Source organism: Acidovorax sp. BLS4 (assembly GCF_032929295.1).
GTDB lineage: Bacteria > Pseudomonadota > Gammaproteobacteria > Burkholderiales > Burkholderiaceae_C > Paracidovorax.
In genome coordinates, this window is sequence record NZ_CP136797.1 from 936169 (window position 1) to 951821 (window position 15653).

General features: G+C 68.1%; 11 protein-coding genes and 1 riboswitch. Of the genes, 8 read left to right on the top strand and 3 right to left on the bottom strand.

From position 1 onward, the window contains the following. Positions 1 to 2: 2 nt before the first annotated feature. The 5 genes from R1Z03_RS04420 (at position 3) to R1Z03_RS04440 (ending at position 7264) form a co-directional block, all read left to right on the top strand. Positions 3 to 734, top strand: coding sequence for a hypothetical protein (locus tag R1Z03_RS04420; protein ID WP_317357212.1), 732 nt, complete (start codon positions 3 to 5; stop codon positions 732 to 734). Between the two features lie 61 nt (positions 735 to 795). After that, a riboswitch (S-adenosyl-L-homocysteine riboswitch) is annotated at positions 796 to 893 on the top strand. 11 nt (positions 894 to 904) lie between these two features. Next, positions 905 to 3661 carry a methionine synthase gene (gene metH / locus R1Z03_RS04425; protein ID WP_317360238.1) on the top strand — a complete coding sequence of 919 codons (2757 nt, stop codon included), beginning with the start codon at positions 905 to 907 and terminating at the stop codon, positions 3659 to 3661. A gap of 109 nt (positions 3662 to 3770) precedes the next feature. Continuing rightward, positions 3771 to 3953 (top strand): hypothetical protein, encoded by a 183-nt coding sequence (locus R1Z03_RS04430; protein WP_284394674.1) that lies wholly within the window; start codon positions 3771 to 3773, stop codon positions 3951 to 3953. A gap of 50 nt (positions 3954 to 4003) precedes the next feature. Then, a complete protein-coding gene (locus R1Z03_RS04435) occupies positions 4004 to 6277 on the top strand; it encodes a phosphocholine-specific phospholipase C (protein WP_317357214.1) in 2274 nt (757 codons plus the stop codon). A 66-nt stretch (positions 6278 to 6343) separates the two neighbouring features. Next, positions 6344 to 7264, top strand: a complete 921-nt coding sequence (locus R1Z03_RS04440) for a YihY/virulence factor BrkB family protein (RefSeq protein WP_372588232.1) — start codon at positions 6344 to 6346, stop codon at positions 7262 to 7264. A gap of 37 nt (positions 7265 to 7301) precedes the next feature. Here the strand turns inward: R1Z03_RS04440 and R1Z03_RS04445 are convergent, their stop codons facing one another. Then, positions 7302 to 8210, bottom strand: a complete 909-nt coding sequence (locus tag R1Z03_RS04445; RefSeq protein ID WP_284426993.1) for a DUF72 domain-containing protein — start codon at positions 8208 to 8210, stop codon at positions 7302 to 7304. Between the two features lie 215 nt (positions 8211 to 8425). Between R1Z03_RS04445 and R1Z03_RS04450 the strand changes: the two genes are divergently transcribed. Further along, complete coding sequence (locus tag R1Z03_RS04450) at positions 8426 to 9229, top strand: glycine zipper 2TM domain-containing protein (RefSeq protein WP_317357216.1); 804 nt, start codon at positions 8426 to 8428, stop codon at positions 9227 to 9229. Between the two features lie 278 nt (positions 9230 to 9507). Here R1Z03_RS04450 and R1Z03_RS04455 read toward each other — a convergent pair whose 3' ends face one another. Then, a complete protein-coding gene (locus R1Z03_RS04455) occupies positions 9508 to 10281 on the bottom strand; it encodes a ferredoxin--NADP reductase (RefSeq protein ID WP_272549805.1) in 774 nt (257 codons plus the stop codon). A 231-nt stretch (positions 10282 to 10512) separates the two neighbouring features. After that, entirely contained in the window at positions 10513 to 11133 is a 621-nt protein-coding gene (locus R1Z03_RS04460) for a TetR/AcrR family transcriptional regulator (protein WP_284394670.1), read from the bottom strand. 125 nt (positions 11134 to 11258) lie between these two features. On the opposite strand from R1Z03_RS04460, the gene R1Z03_RS04465 reads away from it, so the two are divergent. Both R1Z03_RS04465 and R1Z03_RS04470 read left to right on the top strand, forming a co-directional pair. Then, a complete protein-coding gene (locus R1Z03_RS04465; RefSeq protein WP_317357219.1) occupies positions 11259 to 12467 on the top strand; it encodes an efflux RND transporter periplasmic adaptor subunit in 1209 nt (402 codons plus the stop codon). A gap of 18 nt (positions 12468 to 12485) precedes the next feature. Next, positions 12486 to 15653: an efflux RND transporter permease subunit gene (locus R1Z03_RS04470; RefSeq protein WP_284405739.1), complete on the top strand. Its 3168-nt coding sequence runs from the start codon at positions 12486 to 12488 to the stop codon at positions 15651 to 15653.

The following is a 15653-nucleotide window of genomic DNA, read 5'->3' on the forward strand; positions in this document are numbered from 1 at the left end:
CAATGCGACTGACGTTCGTTCCGCTCCTCCTGTCCTGCTGCACGCTGGCGGCCGTGTCCGGCTGCACCAGCCCGCCCGCACCCCATGGCGAGGTCAAAGGCGCGTCTGCGAATGGCAGCGAATTGGGGCAGTCCGACGTGAACCGCATGGCGACGCTGGCCATGCGCGAGAACCTGGACAGCCTCTACCGGCTGATGGACAAGCTCTACCGCCGCAACCCTGCCGAATGGCGCAAGACCAGCGCCGTGGGCCGCGAGCAGGCCATGGAGCAGGTCCGCACCACCATCGAGAAGGGCGGGGTGTGGGCGCCCTTGCAGGGGCGGCGCGACATCGCGGCGATGGCTGCGGCCCTGGCGCCCGAATTCGCGGGCGACCGCGTGGCGGCGTTCATCTACGCCACGGCCGACATGCTGATCACCGCGCACGACGGAAAGATCGAGTTCTTCCTGCTCGACAGCCTGGATGCCCAGCACCTGTACAACGCGGCGCGCAATGTGGAGATCGCCGTGTGGATGCTCTCGCAGCGCCGCACCGCGGCGGGCCAGCCGCTGCTGCTGGCCGACGAGATCGGTCCGCAGGGGCGCAATCTGAGCTTCGAGCGCGAGTTCGGCAAGATCATCGGCCGGCTCGACCTGCTGTCGGCGGTGGCCACCGAAAAGTACCGCCGTGCCGCCATCACCTATGTGCAGGGGCTGGTGGGTGGCTCGTTCCTGCAATTCCTGCCGGTGCGCTAGCGACCCACTCGAAATGGCCGGCCGGCGGCGTGCCCTAGCGCCGGCCGCGTAAAATCCGGCCGCCCCCGAGGAGCGTTGCAGCGCCTGCCGATCAACCGGCTCAACCAGGCGTCAGGCTCGGGCGGCGATGGCCCCACTGTCCAACGACGCTCGCCTGTTCCCAACTACCGATTGCGCAGGTGAGCCTGATGTCCGCCCCCCTTATCCCGCCTCCCATGAAGCTCTCGGGCCTCGAACCGGTTTCCATCGGCGAGGGCACGCTGTTCGTCAACATCGGCGAGCGCACCAACGTCACCGGCTCCAAGGCCTTCGCCCGCATGATCCTGAACGGCCAGTACGAAGAGGCCCTGGCCGTCGCGCGCCAGCAGGTGGAAAACGGCGCGCAGGTCATCGACATCAACATGGACGAGGCCATGCTCGACAGCAAGGCGGCCATGGTGCGCTTCCTGCAGTTGATCGCCTCCGAGCCCGACATCGCCCGCGTGCCCATCATGGTGGACTCCTCCAAGTGGGACGTGATCGAGGCCGGCCTGCGCTGTATCCAGGGCAAGGGCATCGTCAACTCCATCTCCATGAAAGAGGGCGTGGAGAAGTTCAAGCACGAGGCGCGCCTCGTGAAGCGCTACGGCGCCGCCGCCGTGGTGATGGCCTTCGACGAGGTGGGGCAGGCCGACACCTACGAGCGCAAGATCGAGATCTGCGAGCGGGCCTACCGCGTGCTGGTCGACGAGGTGGGCTTTCCGCCCGAGGACATCATCTTCGACCCCAACATCTTCGCGGTGGCCACCGGCATCGAAGAGCACAACAACTACGCGGTCGATTTCATCGAGGCCGTGCGCTGGATCAAGCAGAACCTGCCGGGCGCCAAGGTCTCGGGCGGCGTGTCGAACGTGAGCTTCAGCTTCCGCGGCAACGACCCGGTGCGCGAGGCCATCCACACCGTGTTCCTGTACCACGCCATCCAGGCCGGCATGGACATGGGCATCGTCAACGCAGGCATGGTCGGCGTGTACGACGACCTGGAGCCCACCTTGCGCGACCGCGTGGAAGACGTGGTGCTCAACCGCCGCCCCGACGCCGGCGAACGCCTGGTCGAGGTGGCCGAGACGGCCCGCAGCGGTGCCAAGGACGAGAGCAAGCGGCTCGAATGGCGCGGTACGCCCGAACATCCGAAGACCGTGGGCGAACGCCTGTCGCACGCGCTGGTGCACGGCATCACCGACTTCATCGTGGAAGACACCGAAGAGGCCTACAAGGCCATCGTCGCCAAGGGCGGGCGGCCGCTGCACGTGATCGAAGGCCCGCTCATGGACGGCATGAACGTGGTGGGCGACCTGTTCGGTGCGGGCAAGATGTTCCTGCCGCAGGTGGTCAAGAGCGCCCGCGTGATGAAGTCCGCCGTGGCCCACCTGATCCCCTACATCGAGGAAGAAAAGCGCCAGGACGAACTGGCCGGCCGCGACGTGCGCAGCAAGGGCAAGATCATCATCGCCACCGTGAAGGGCGACGTGCACGACATCGGCAAGAACATCGTCACCGTGGTGCTGCAGTGCAACAACTTCGAGGTGGTGAACATGGGCGTGATGGTGCCCTGCCACGAGATCCTGGCGCGCGCCAAGGTCGAGGGCGCGGACATCGTGGGCCTGTCAGGCCTGATCACGCCCAGCCTGGAAGAGATGCAATACGTGGCCTGCGAGATGCAAAAGGACGAGCACTTCCGCATCAAGAAGATCCCGCTGCTCATCGGCGGCGCCACCACCAGCCGTGTGCACACCGCCGTCAAGATCGCGCCGCATTACGAAGGCCCCGTGGTCTACGTGCCCGATGCGTCGCGCAGCGTGAGCGTGGCGCAGAGCCTGCTGGGCGACGGCGCCGACCACTACGTGCAGGAGCTGAACGCCGACTACGACAAGGTGCGCACCCAGCACGCCAACAAGAAGCAGACGCCCCTGTGGCCGCTGGCGAAGGCCCGCGCCAACCGCACGCCCATCGACTGGTCGGCCTACCGCCCGGCCACGCCGCGCCTGCTGGGGCGGCGCATGTTCAAGAACTTCGACCTCAACGAGCTGGCCCGGTACATCGACTGGGGACCGTTCTTTCAGACCTGGGACCTGGCCGGCCCGTACCCTGCCATCCTGACCGACGAGGTGGTGGGCGAGCAGGCCACGCGCGTCTTCGCCGACGGCAAGGCCATGCTGCGCCGGCTGGTGGAGGGCCGCTGGCTGAGTGCCAGCGGCGTGCTGGCGCTGTACCCGGCCAACAGCGTGGGCGACGACATCGAGTTCTACACCGACGAATCGCGCACCGAGGTTGCCATGACCTGGTACGGCCTGCGCCAGCAGACCGAAAAGCATGTGATCGATGGCGTGCCGCGCCCCAGCCGGTGCCTGGCCGACTTCGTGGCGCCCAAGGAAAGCGGCGTGGCCGACTACGCGGGCTTGTTCGCCGTCACGGCGGGCCTGGGCGTGGAGAAGAAGGAGCAGGCCTTCGTCGATGCGCTGGACGACTACTCGGCCATCATGCTCAAGAGCCTGGCCGACCGCCTGGCCGAAGCCTTTGCCGAATGCCTGCACCACCGCGTGCGCACCGACCTGTGGGGCTATGCGGCCGGCGAGCAGTTGAGCAACGACGACATGATCGCTGAGAAGTACCAGGGCATCCGCCCCGCGCCCGGCTACCCGGCCTGCCCGGACCACAGCGCCAAGAGCGAACTGTTCCGCGTGCTGCAGTGCGGCGAGATCGGCATGGGCCTCACCGAAAGCCTGGCCATGACGCCCGCCGCCAGCGTGAGTGGTTTCTACATCGGGCATCCCGAGAGCCAGTACTTCAACGTCGGCAAGATCGGGGAAGACCAGGTGCACGACCTGGCCACGCGGCGCGGCATGGACGAAGGCATCCTGCAGCGCTTGCTCGCACCCAACCTCTGACCGGCGGCGGCGTCACGGCGGTGCCCCCGCCGCGTCACGCGGACGTCACTCTGGCGCCACAGTCGGCGGGAAGAATGAAGGGCTTCATTCCTTCCCTTCTTCCCACGCCATGACCATCCCTCTGCAGCGCTCGCCGCTGCCTCTGATCGGCCGCCCGTTGCCGGGCGCCAGCGCGCTCTTTCTTGCCCTGCTGCTGGCGGGCTGCGGCGGCAGCGGTGGCTCGGATGCCACCGTTCCCGCCGCGGCGGCCACATGCGCCAGTCCGGACACGCACTGCGCGCCCAAGCCCTGAACGGGGCAGCCCCCCGGAACCCCGCTCACGGACAAGAAAGACTCCTCCAAATGACCGTCGATTCCTCCAAACGCAATTTCCTCACGACCGCGCTCGGCGTGGGCGCGGCTTCGGCCACGCTGACCGCCTTCCCTCCAGCCATCCGGCGTGCCCTGGCCATCGAGGCCCACAACGCCACCGGCACCATCCAGGACGTGCAGCACGTCGTCCTGCTGATGATGGAGAACCGCTCGTTCGATGGGTACTTCGGCACCTTCAAGGGCGTGCGCGGCTTCGGTGACCGCTTCCCGATCCCGACGCCCAATGGCCGCAACGTTTTCTACCAGACCTACACCAAGACGTCGCCGGCCAGCACCTATGTGCCCTACCGCCTGGACGAAGCCAAGGGCAACGCGCAGCGCGCCGGCAGCACGCCCCACACCTGGGTGGACTCGCAGGCGGCCTGGGACCACGGGCGCATGTCCCAGTGGCCCGATGCGAAGCTGCCCTTGTCGATGGGCTACTACGAAACGGCGGAGGTGCCGTTCCAGCGCGCGCTGGCCGACGCCTTCACGCTGTGCGACCACTACCACTGCGGCATGCACACCGGCACCATCGCCAACCGGCTTTTCTACTGGACCGGCACCAACGGCCCGAACGGCGTCAGCCCCATCGACGGCTCCAAGGTCCGCGTCGCGGGCCTGAACAACCAGTTCAACGGTGGCAACGACATCGGCGCCTCCACCGACGGCTGGACCTGGACCACCTACGCGGACCGCCTGGAAAAAGCGGGCGTGAAATGGAAGGTGTACCAGAGCCTGATCGACAACTTCGGCTGCAACGAGATGATGGGCTTTCGCCACTGGCGCGCCGAGATCGAGAAGATGCCCGCGGACCGCAAGCCGATCTACGTCGCCAAGACCGACATCACGCAGCCGGTCGATCTGGCCGGACCGTTCTACAACGCCAGGATCGATGATCCGCTGAGCCCGTTGGCCAAGGGCTTCGGCAACACCATGCCGCAGGGCTTTCTCGAGACGTTCCGCGAGGACATCCGCCAGGGCACGCTGCCGGCGGTGTCGTGGATCATTCCACCTTCGGTCTACAGCGAGCACCCCGGGCCGTCGAGCCCCGCACAGGGCGGCTGGTACGTGCAGGAGGTGCTGGACGCGCTCACGGCCAACCCCGAGGTCTGGAGCAAGACCGTGCTGCTGATCAACTACGACGAGAACGACGGCTTCTTCGACCACCTGCCTTCGCCCGCCGCACCGTCGCGCAATCCCGATGGCAGCCTGGCCGGAGCCTGCACGCTGCCCGCCGCCGACGTGGCGGTGGAGTACCACGACTTCCAGCCCGCCACGCCGAGCCAGCCGGCGGCCGACGGCAAGCCCTACGGCCCGGGCCCGCGCGTTCCGATGTGGGTGGTGTCGCCCTGGAGCCGGGGCGGCTGGGTCAATTCGCAGGTGTTCGACCACACCTCCACCCTGCTGTTCCTGGAAAAGCGCTTCGGCGTGGCCGAGCCGCAGGTCAGCCCCTACCGCCGCGCGGTCTGCGGCGACCTGACGAGCTGCTTCAACTTCGTCAACCCCAACAGCGAAACCTTGCCGACCCTCGCGGGCCGCACCAACAAGGTCGCGGTGGACGCGCGGGTGGCGGCGCAGGCCCAGGCTGCCAAGCTGCCCCAGCCCACGGCCACGGCCGATGCCGCCCTGCCGGTGCAGGCCGAAGGCGTGCGGCCCTCGCGGGCGCTGCCCTATGAGCTGCACACCACGGCCCAGGCCAGCGCCGGTGCCGGCACGGTCACTTTGCTGTTCGCCCACACCGGCAAAGCGGGCACCGCGGCGGCAGTGTTCCACGTGTACGACAAGAACCACCTCGACCGGATTCCGCGGCGCTACGTCGTGGAGGCCGGCAAGGCCCTGAGCGGCGTCTGGAACGCCGCAGCCGATGGCGGGCGGTACGACCTGTGGGTGCTCGGTCCCAACGGCTACCACCGCGATTTCATCGGCGACCTGCAGCAGCAGGGGGCCACCGGTGGCCCCGAGGTGCAGGTCTGCTACGAGCTGTGCGAGCCGCCGCAGGTGCGGGTCAAGCTCTACAACCGCAGCAGCAGCGCAATGACGTTCTCCGCCGAGGCACGGGCCTATCGCGGCGACGGGCCCTGGACGCGCAGCGTGGCGCCCGGCGGCGTGGAGGAACTCGCCTGGCCCCTGGGCGACAGCGGCAACTGGTATGACTTCGTGGTGCGCTGCAGTGCGGCGCCTGCATTCCAGCGCCGCTTCGCCGGCCGCATCGAGACCGGCAAGGACTCGGTGTCCGACCCTGCCATGGGCCACGCTGGCTGAGGCTGCAGGCGGACTGGCGAACTGTTCCGACACCTGGCCGCGCGGCCCTGGTGTGCAATGGGCGCCATGTCCCCATCGTTCCTCACGCCATGGATCGAGCGCGCGAAAGCGCTCGCCAGCCCCATCATGCCGCTGGTGCGGGCGGCCAATCTCTGGCTGGATGCGGACGGCCTGCGCATGAGCGCGGCGATGTCGTTCTACGGCCTGCTGAGCCTGGCGCCGGTGCTGCTCCTGCTGGTGGGGGTGCTGGGCTGGTGGATCGACAAGTCCTACCTGGAAAGCACCATGGTCAGCCAGGTGCGCGGCGTGATGGGCGACCGCGTGGCCGAAGTGGTGCAACTGGCGCTGTCCAGCGCGCGGGCGCCGTCGGAAGGGCGGATCGCCTCCATCGTTGGCTTCGTGCTGCTGCTGTCCGGCGCCACCGGCGTGTTCGTGGAGCTGCAGTCGGCGCTGGAGCGGCTGTGGGCACGCGATTCAGCCCCGGTGCCGGAGCAGAAGGCGTGGTGGCGCATGGCTTCGCTGCGGGTGCGGGGGCTGGCCTATGTGCTGGCCATCGGTTTCCTGCTGCTGATCTCGCTGGTGGTGTCCACCGTGATCCACGTGGTGGCCACCTGGGCCAGCGCGCGGCTGCCCATGGCCACGGGCCCGCTGCTGCAGCTGGCGAACGAACTGGTCGCCTTCGGCATTGCCGTGCTCCTGTTCGTGGGGCTGATGCGCATCGGCGGCGGGCAGAAGCCGCCGCTCATCTGCCTGGTGTTCGGGGCGGTGGTGGGCGCCATCCTCTTCACCGTGGGCAAGCAGCTGCTGGCCCTGTACCTGGCCACCGCGGCGGTGGTGTCGGCGTATGGCGCTGCCGGCTCCCTGGTGGTAGTGCTGATGTGGATCTACTTTTCGTCGGCCGTGCTGCTGTTTTCCGCCAGTTGCGCGCGGGCCTTCCAGGAGGTGCGGGAGGAAAACCTGGAAGGGCCGCCGGCCCGGCATCGCTGAGGCGGCCGAGGGGCACTCGCAAACCAGGGCCGCCGTGTCAGGCCCGGGGCGGGGCGGCCTGCAGGTGCGTGCCCAGTTGCAGATAGCGTGCGAGCCGCAGGGCGTTCTCGGGCGCGTGGATCTTCATGGTGTTGTCGAAGAAGCAGAACACGTCGCGTTCGGTCCGACGCGGTGCCGTGTCCGGTGGCGCGGCCGTCTCCAGCCCCTTCGGTGCCTGGCCGTGGGCCCAGGCGCGGATGCGTTCGCCCCACTGCGCGATCTGCGCATCGCTGTAGCCGCTGGCATAGAGCTGCTGCGCGCCGTGCAGCCGCAGATAGAGGAAGTCCGCCGTCACATCGCCCAGTTCGGGCCATCGCCCGCCGGTATCGGCCACCACCAGGGCCACGCGGTGGCGTCGCAGCAGGTCGATGCACTCCGGCGTGCGGTAGCTGGCGTGCCGCACTTCCAGGGCATGGCGCAGGCGCCAGGGGCGGGACGGCTGGAGCAGCTCGCGGCCGTGCATGCGGTCCTCCCGCGCCTGCGCGAGCGTGGCGGCAGCGTCGGTATCGTGCGGCAGCAGGGCGAGAAAGTCCTCCAGCAGCGCCGCATCGAATGGCAGGCTCGGCGGCAATTGCCACAGGATGGGACCGAGCTTGGCGCCCAGCGCGAACAACCCCGACGCCATGAAGTTGGCCACCGCCGCCCGCGCCTCGCGCAGCCGCAGGATGTGGGTGATGTATCGCGGCGCCTTGACGGTGAACACGAAGCCCTCGGGCGTGTCCGCCGCCCACCGGGCGTAGCTGGACGGGCGCTGCAGCGCGTAGAACGAGCCGTTCAGCTCGATCGCGGGAAACTGGTGCGATGCGAAAGCCAGTTCCTTCGCCTGGACCAGATCTTCTGGATAGAACGCGCCCCGCCAGGGCGCATAGCGCCAGCCGGACACCCCAATGCGGATCTGTGCAGCCATCTGCGTGCCTCCTCACGCACACCGGGTGGCATGCGTGGCGCCAGTGTGGTGTGTGGCCGACATTCCCGCCACCGCCTGTCGGCGCGCCTGGTGGTAGGCGCATTCGCACAGACCCTTTGGGCAAACAGCTACTTACTTCGTTTACAGAACGCCCTGCCGTGTGAAGCGGACCCGCGTGTACCCTGCCTTCGAAACACCTGAAAAAGGAGAACACCATGGGTCTCATCGTCCGAAACAATCCCTCCCTCGCGCCGGCGCTCGGCGCCTCCGCAGCTCCCGTCGGGGGCGCTTCCGTCAAATGGCTGTGGGCGGCCGTGGGTGCGCTGGGCGTGAGCGTGCTGGCATTGGGCGCCACCCTGGTCATGCAGCAGCGCGGCGGCAGCGCCCCCGCCGAGTCTGCCGCGCAGGTCGCGCAACTGGCCTCCGGTGCCACGCGCACGCCCGAGGCCGAAGTCATCAATGAACGGGCGGGCGCCCAGCCCGCACGGCAGCCGCAGCCCCTGGCCCAGAACATCGTGAACCGGGCCCCGGCCTCGCCGCAGTACGGCAGCGGGTCGGGCGGTGGGTACGACGCCTCCGCGGACGCCGGCCGGCCGGTGGCCATGCCGGCCCAGGCGCCGGTGTGCAGCACCTGCGGCCGCGTCGAGTCGGTGCAGACGGTGCAGCAGGCCGCTCCCGCGTCCGGCGTGGGTGCCGTGGCGGGTGGGGTGCTGGGGGCCGTCGTGGGCAATCAGGTGGGCAAGGGCTCGGGCCGCGCGGCGGCCACCGTGCTGGGCGCGGTCGGCGGCGGCTACCTGGGCCACACGGTGGAGCAGCGCACCCGCACCACCACGGCCTACCAGATGCGCGTGCGCATGGATGACGGCTCGGTGCGCACCTTCACGCGCTCGCAGCCGGTGGCCGAGGGCACGCCGGTGCGCGTGGAGGGCCGCAGCTTCCGCGTGGACAACCGGCCGCAGGGCCAGGCCGGCTACACGCAGGGCGCGCAGTCGATGCGCGTGGCCAACAACGGGTACTGATCGGCGGGGCCTGCGCAGGCCCCTTGCCTCATCACTGTCCCACGGGCGGCCTTGGCCGCCCGTTGCCATTGGGGGCGGCGGTTCCGGCGCCGCTGGCCACCGGGGTGGTATCTCGTGTTTTGTGCCGCCAGCGCAATCAGTACTAGGGCATCGTGCTATTAATTTAATAGCAGTTGAGAGGGTGGCTTTGTCCACGGGCCGGCGCTGCGTGAGGCCGGTGCCTCGCGGGCAGGGCCGGCCTCTGCCATCCCGGGCCCGCCCGCGCCCGGCGCGTCACTTCATTTCTCGACGAAAGCGCGTTCGATCACGAAGTCGCCGGGCTTCGTGGTGTTGCCTTCCTCGAAGTCGCGGTGCTCCAGGATGGCCTTGAGCGATGCCAGCATCTCGGGGCTGCCGCACAGCATGACACGGTCCACCAGCGGGTCCAGCGGGGGCACGCCCAGGTCGGTGAAGAGCTTGCCGCTTTCGATCAGGTCGTTGATGCGGCCCTGGTTGCGGAACGGCTCGCGGGTCACCGTGGGGTAGTACTTGAGCTGCTTGGACACCGTCTCGCCCAGGAACTCGTGCTGCGGCAGCGTTTCGGTGATGAAGTCGTGGTAGGCCAGTTCCTTGACCTGGCGCACGCCGTGCACCAGCACCACTTCCTCGAACTTCTCATAAGTGTCGGGGTCGCGGATCACCGACAGGAAGGGCGCGAGGCCCGTGCCCGTGGAGATCAAATACAGGCGCTTGGCGGGCAGCAGATAGTCGATGAGCAGCGTGCCCGTGGGCTTTCTGCCCACCACGATGGAGTCGCCCACCTGGATGTTCTGCAGGCGCGAGGTCAGCGGGCCGTCCGGCACCTTGATCGACAGGAACTCCAGGTGCTCTTCGTAGTTGGCGCTGGCGATGCTGTAGGCCCGCAGCAGCGGCTTGTCGTTCACCTTGAGGCCGATCATGGTGAAGTGGCCGTTGGAGAACCGCAGCGCCGGGTCGCGCGTGGTGGTGAAGGAAAACAGGCGGTCGGTCCAGTGGTGGACGGAAAGGACTCGTTCTTCGTTGAATGCGCTCATGGAAATGGTGCAGATTGGGTGTGAGACGAAAGAAGCCTTCAGGGGCAGGGCCGGTGGCGGATGGGCGCATTGCGCGACCTGGGCTGCCCCCTGCCATGCGGGCAAACCCGCACATTGTCGGGCAAACCGGCCCCGCGGCCTTATGGCATCTGCGCATGTGCTTATGCCAGCCGGGCCCGGTGGGGGGCGGCGGGCGCCGGGACGCTCCCGCGATCGGTGGTGCCGGGCGCTTCAGGCGCCGTCGGCCGGGTCCACCGCGTAGCCGCGCAAGAACACGTCGATGGCCCGGCCGATGGCCTGGCGCATCTTCACCTTGGACAGGTTGTCCTCCAGGCCGAAGAGGCGCGGCGTGGCCGTCTCCGACTCCATCAGGGCCATGAAGTGGCGCGCCGCGGTCAGGGGGTCGGCCTGCCGCAGCAGGCCTTTGCGCATCTGGGCTTCCAGGAACGAACCCAGGGCCTGAATGCCCTTGTGGGGGCCCAGTTCGAAGAAACGCTTGCCGATGTCGCTGCGGCCCGATTCGGCGACGAAGGCGCGCTTGGCCTGGATGGCAGGCTCGCTGCAGATCACGGCCAGCATCTTCTCGGCGAAGGTCTTCAGCGCGGTTTCCAGCTCGCTCTCGTCCTGCTCGAGCGCGAGAAAGAACAATTCGATGTGCTGCTTGGCCGCGCCGATGGCGACCTCCAGGAACAGCTCTTCCTTGGAGCTGAAATACCCATACAGCGTGGATTTGGAGCCCCCGACCCGGGCGGCGATCTCCGCCATCGACGCCCCCTCGAACCCCGATTCCGAAAAAACCTGGGAGGCAATTTCCACGATCGCGTCCCGCTTGGCTTCCGTCTTGACGCGCATCTACCGACTTCCGTTTTCTGTATTCATGCGTCCGAGTATTGATGGGCGAAGAATCGAAGTCAAATTTACTTTACCGTACAGTACGGTTTGTATATCATCGGCGCATTGTTCTTTGGAGATTGCCCATGCGACCCGTTCATCGCCCCTTGCTCACGCTGTCGGCCGCAGCTGCCATGGCCTGTCTGCTCGCCGCCTGCGGCAAGCCCCCGGGCAGCCCGCCGGCACCGCAGGGCACGCCCATCGTCGGTGTGATGACCGTGCAGCCGCAGCCTGTGGCGCTGAGCACCGAACTGCCCGGCCGAACCGTGCCCTACCTGGTCGCCGACGTGCGGCCCCAGGTGGGCGGCATCGTGAAGGCGCGCAAGTTCCGCGAGGGCAGCGATGTGAAGGCCGGCGAGGCGCTCTACCAGATCGACCCCGCCACCTACCAGGCCACCTACGACAGCAACGTGGCCGCCCTGGCCAAGGCCCAGGCCAGCCTCAAGACGACCCGGCTCAAGGCCGACCGCTACAAGGAGCTGGTGGCCATCCAGGCCGTGAGCCAGCAGGATTACGACGACGCGGCCGCATCGCTGGGCCAGGGCGAGGCCGACGTGGCATCGGCCCGGGCGAACGTGGAAACGAGCCGCATCAACCTGGCCTATGCGCGGGTCGATGCGCCCATCTCGGGCCGCATCGGCAAGTCCAGCGTCACGCCGGGCGCGCTGGTCACCGCCAGCCAGGCCACGGCGCTGGCGACCATCCAGCAACTGGACCCGATCTACGTGGACGTGACGCAGCCCAGCGCCGCGCTGCTGCGCCTCAAGCAGGCCCTGGCCCGCGGCGATCTGCAAAAGGCGGGTGCCAATGCCGCCAAGGTGCGGCTGATGCTGGAAGACGGCAGCGCCTACCCGCTGGAAGGCAAGCTGGAGTTCTCGGACGTCACCGTGGACCAGAGCACCGGCGCGATCACGCTGCGCGCCGTGTTCCCCAACCCGCGGGCCGATCTGCTGCCCGGCATGTACGTGCGCGCCGTGCTGCAGGAAGGCGTGAAGGAGCAGGGCCTGCTCGTGCCGCAGCAGGCCGTCACGCGCGACAGCACCGGCAAGCCCATGGCCTACGTGGTCGGTGCCGACAGCAAGCTGCAGCGGCGGGCCCTGGAGACCGAGCGCACGGTGGGTGACCAGTGGCTGGTGCGCACCGGGCTGCAGGCCGGAGACCGGCTCGTGGTGGACGGGCAGCAGCGGGCCGCGCCCGGCGCCCTGGTGAAGGCGATGCCCTGGACACCCAAGGCCGCGGCCGCGCCCGTGGCACAGGCCACCGCCCCCGAGGGTGCCGCCAACCCCACGAACTGACGCGCGCGAAAGAACCCCATGGCACGCTTTTTCATCGACCGCCCCATCTTCGCGTGGGTCCTGGCCATCATCGTGATGCTGGCCGGCGCCCTCTCGATCTTCACCCTGCCGATCGCGCAGTACCCCAGCATCGCGCCGCCCGCCGTGGCGATCACGGCCAACTACCCCGGCGCCTCCGCCAAGACGCTGGAGGACACCGTCACCCAGGTCATCGAGCAGAAGATGAAGGGGCTGGACCGGCTCAGCTACATGGCCTCGACCAGCGAGTCGTCCGGCCAGGTCACCATAACGCTCACGTTCGACAACGGCACCGACCCCGATACCGCCCAGGTGCAGGTGCAGAACAAGCTGTCGCTGGCCACGCCGCTGCTGCCGCAAGAGGTGCAGCAGCAGGGCGTCACGGTCACCAAGTCGGCCACCAACTTCCTGAACGTGCTGGCCTTCACCTCCGAAGACGGCAGCATGAACGGCTCCGACCTGTCGGACTACGTGGCCGCCAACGTGCAGGACGCGATCAGCCGCGTGGAAGGCGTGGGCGACACCACCCTGTTCGGCTCGCAGTACGCCATGCGGGTCTGGCTCGATCCGGACAAGCTGGCCAACTTCGGTCTCACGCCGCTCGACGTGAAGACGGCCATCCAGGCGCAGAACGCGCAGGTCTCGGCCGGCCAGCTGGGTGCGCTGCCAGCGGCCGGCAACCAGCAGATCAACGCCACCATCACCGCGCAGACGCGCATGAAGACGGCGCCGGAGTTCGAGGAGATCCTGCTGCGCACCCTGACCAACGGCTCGCAGGTGCGGCTGCGCGATGTGGCGCGCATCGAACTGGGCAGCGAAAACTACAGCACCGTCGGCCGCTACAACGGCAAGCCGGCCGCCGGCCTGGCGATCAAGCTGGCCACCGGCGCCAATGCCCTCGACACGGTCCGCGCGATTGACGCGCGGGTGGACGAACTGCAGAAGTTCTTCCCTCCGGGCATGAAGGTGCAAAAGCCCTACGACACCACGCCGTTCGTGCGCATCTCCATTGAGGAGGTGGTGCGGACCCTGGTCGAGGCCGTGGTGCTGGTGTTCCTGGTGATGTATCTGTTCCTGCAGAACTTCCGCGCCACGCTGATCCCCACCATTGCGGTGCCCGTGGTGCTGCTGGGCACCTTCGGCGTGCTCGCGGCGTTCGGCTTCACGATCAACACGCTGACCATGTTCGCGATGGTGCTGGCCATCGGGCTGCTGGTGGACGATGCCATCGTGGTCGTGGAGAACGTCGAGCGGGTGATGACCGAGGAGGGACTGTCGCCCAAAGAGGCCACGCGCAAGTCGATGGGCCAGATCACCGGAGCGCTCGTCGGCGTGGCCCTGGTGCTGGCCGCGGTGTTCGTGCCCATGGCGTTCTTCAGCGGCTCGACCGGGGTGATCTACCGCCAGTTCTCCATCACCATCGTCTCGGCGATGACGCTCTCGGTGCTGGTGGCGATGGTGCTGACGCCCGCCCTGTGCGCCACGCTCCTCAAGCCGGTGCCCAAGGGCCACGCCATGGCGACGACCGGCTTCTTCGGCGCGTTCAACCGCGCCTTCGATCGCGGCAACCGCGGCTACCAGGGCATCGTGCGGCACATGCTGGGCAAGGGCTGGCGCTACATGGCGCTGTATGCGGTGCTGCTGGCGGCGGTGGTGTTCGGCTTCATGAAGCTGCCCGTGGGCTTTCTGCCCGACGAGGACCAGGGCACGATGTTCGTGCTGGTGCAGCTGCCACCCGGTGCCGCCAACGCGCGCACCGAAGAGGTCATCCACCAGGTGGAGAAGCACTTCCTGGAAGACCAGAAGGATGCGGTGGCGGGCGTGTTCTCGGTGTCCGGCTTCAGCTTCGCCGGCAGCGGCCAGAACACGGGGTTCGCCTTCGTCAAGCTCAAGCCCTGGGACGAGCGCAAGGGCGAGGCGCTGAGCGTGTCGGGCGTTTCGCAAAAGGCCGGCGCGTTCTTCGCGACGATCCGCGATGCGCAGGTGTTCGCCTTCGCGCCGCCTGCCGTGTCCGAACTGGGCAACGCCACCGGGTTCGACCTGATGCTGCAGGACCGTGCCAACCTGGGCCATGCCGCGCTGATGCAGGCGCGCAACCAGCTGCTGGGCGAGCTGTCCAGGGACCCACGCCTGGTGGCGGTGCGCCCCAACGGACTGGAGGACACGCCGGAGTTCCGCCTGGAGATCGATCCGCACAAGGCGGGGGCGCTGGGGCTGTCGATGGCCGACATCAACAACACGTTCTCTGCCGCCTGGGGCAGCAGCTATGTCAACGATTTCATCGACAAGGGGCGCGTGAAGAAGGTGATGCTGCAGGCCGACGCACCGTTTCGCATGCTGCCCGAGGACATCGACCGCTGGTATGTGCGCAACAGCGCCGGCACGATGGTGCCCTTCACCTCGTTCGCCAAGGCCAGCTGGACATCGGGTTCGCCGCGGCTGGAGCGCTACAACGGCGTGCCCTCCATGGAAATCCTGGGTATGGCGATGCCGGGCGCGGCATCGAGCGGCGAGGCGCTGGCGATCGTCGAGGCGGCGGTGGCCAAGCTGCCGCCCGGCATCGGCTTCGAGTGGACCGGGCTGTCGCGCCAGGAGAAGGCCTCGACCGGCCAGACCGGCCTGCTCTATGCGCTGTCGATCCTGATCGTGTTCCTGTGCCTGGCGGCGCTCTATGAAAGCTGGGCGATCCCGTTCTCGGTGATCCTCGTGGTGCCGCTGGGCGTGTTCGGCGCGCTGCTCGGGGCCATGCTGACCTGGAAGATGAACGACGTGTACTTCCAGGTGGGCCTGCTCACCACCATCGGGCTGGCGTCCAAGAACGCCATCCTGATCGTGGAGTTCGCCAAGGAGCTGTACGAGGGCGGCAAAGGCCTGGTCGAGTCGGCCATGGAGGCGGTGCGCATGCGCCTTCGCCCCATCCTGATGACATCGCTGGCGTTCATCCTGGGGGTGCTGCCGCTGGTGCTGGGCAGTGGCGCCGGGGCGGGCGCGCAGCATGCGCTGGGCACGGCCGTGATCGGCGGCATGCTGTCCGGAACCGTCCTCGCGATCTTCTTCGTGCCGCTGTTCTTCGTGTTGATCGTGGGCCTGTTCCGGCGCAAGCCGGCCGCCCCGAACGCCCAGGCCGCGCACGGCGCGCTGCCACACCCTGCTTCGGAAGGTGCCTGA

Bases quoted from the DNA above. Each gene is read 5' to 3' on its own strand.
- R1Z03_RS04445 (WP_284426993.1), bottom strand. From the start codon at position 8,210: ATGGCTGCACAGATCCGCATTGGGGTGTCCGGCTGGCGCTATGCGCCC.
- R1Z03_RS04420 (WP_317357212.1), top strand. From the start codon at position 3: ATGCGACTGACGTTCGTTCCGCTCCTCCTGTCCTGCTGCACGCTGGCG.
- R1Z03_RS04450 (WP_317357216.1), top strand. From the start codon at position 8,426: ATGGGTCTCATCGTCCGAAACAATCCCTCCCTCGCGCCGGCGCTCGGC.
- R1Z03_RS04435 (WP_317357214.1), top strand. From the start codon at position 4,004: ATGACCGTCGATTCCTCCAAACGCAATTTCCTCACGACCGCGCTCGGC.
- R1Z03_RS04430 (WP_284394674.1), top strand. From the start codon at position 3,771: ATGACCATCCCTCTGCAGCGCTCGCCGCTGCCTCTGATCGGCCGCCCG.
- R1Z03_RS04440 (WP_372588232.1), top strand. From the start codon at position 6,344: ATGTCCCCATCGTTCCTCACGCCATGGATCGAGCGCGCGAAAGCGCTC.
- R1Z03_RS04455 (WP_272549805.1), bottom strand. From the start codon at position 10,281: ATGAGCGCATTCAACGAAGAACGAGTCCTTTCCGTCCACCACTGGACC.
- R1Z03_RS04465 (WP_317357219.1), top strand. From the start codon at position 11,259: ATGCGACCCGTTCATCGCCCCTTGCTCACGCTGTCGGCCGCAGCTGCC.
- R1Z03_RS04470 (WP_284405739.1), top strand. From the start codon at position 12,486: ATGGCACGCTTTTTCATCGACCGCCCCATCTTCGCGTGGGTCCTGGCC.
- R1Z03_RS04460 (WP_284394670.1), bottom strand. From the start codon at position 11,133: ATGCGCGTCAAGACGGAAGCCAAGCGGGACGCGATCGTGGAAATTGCC.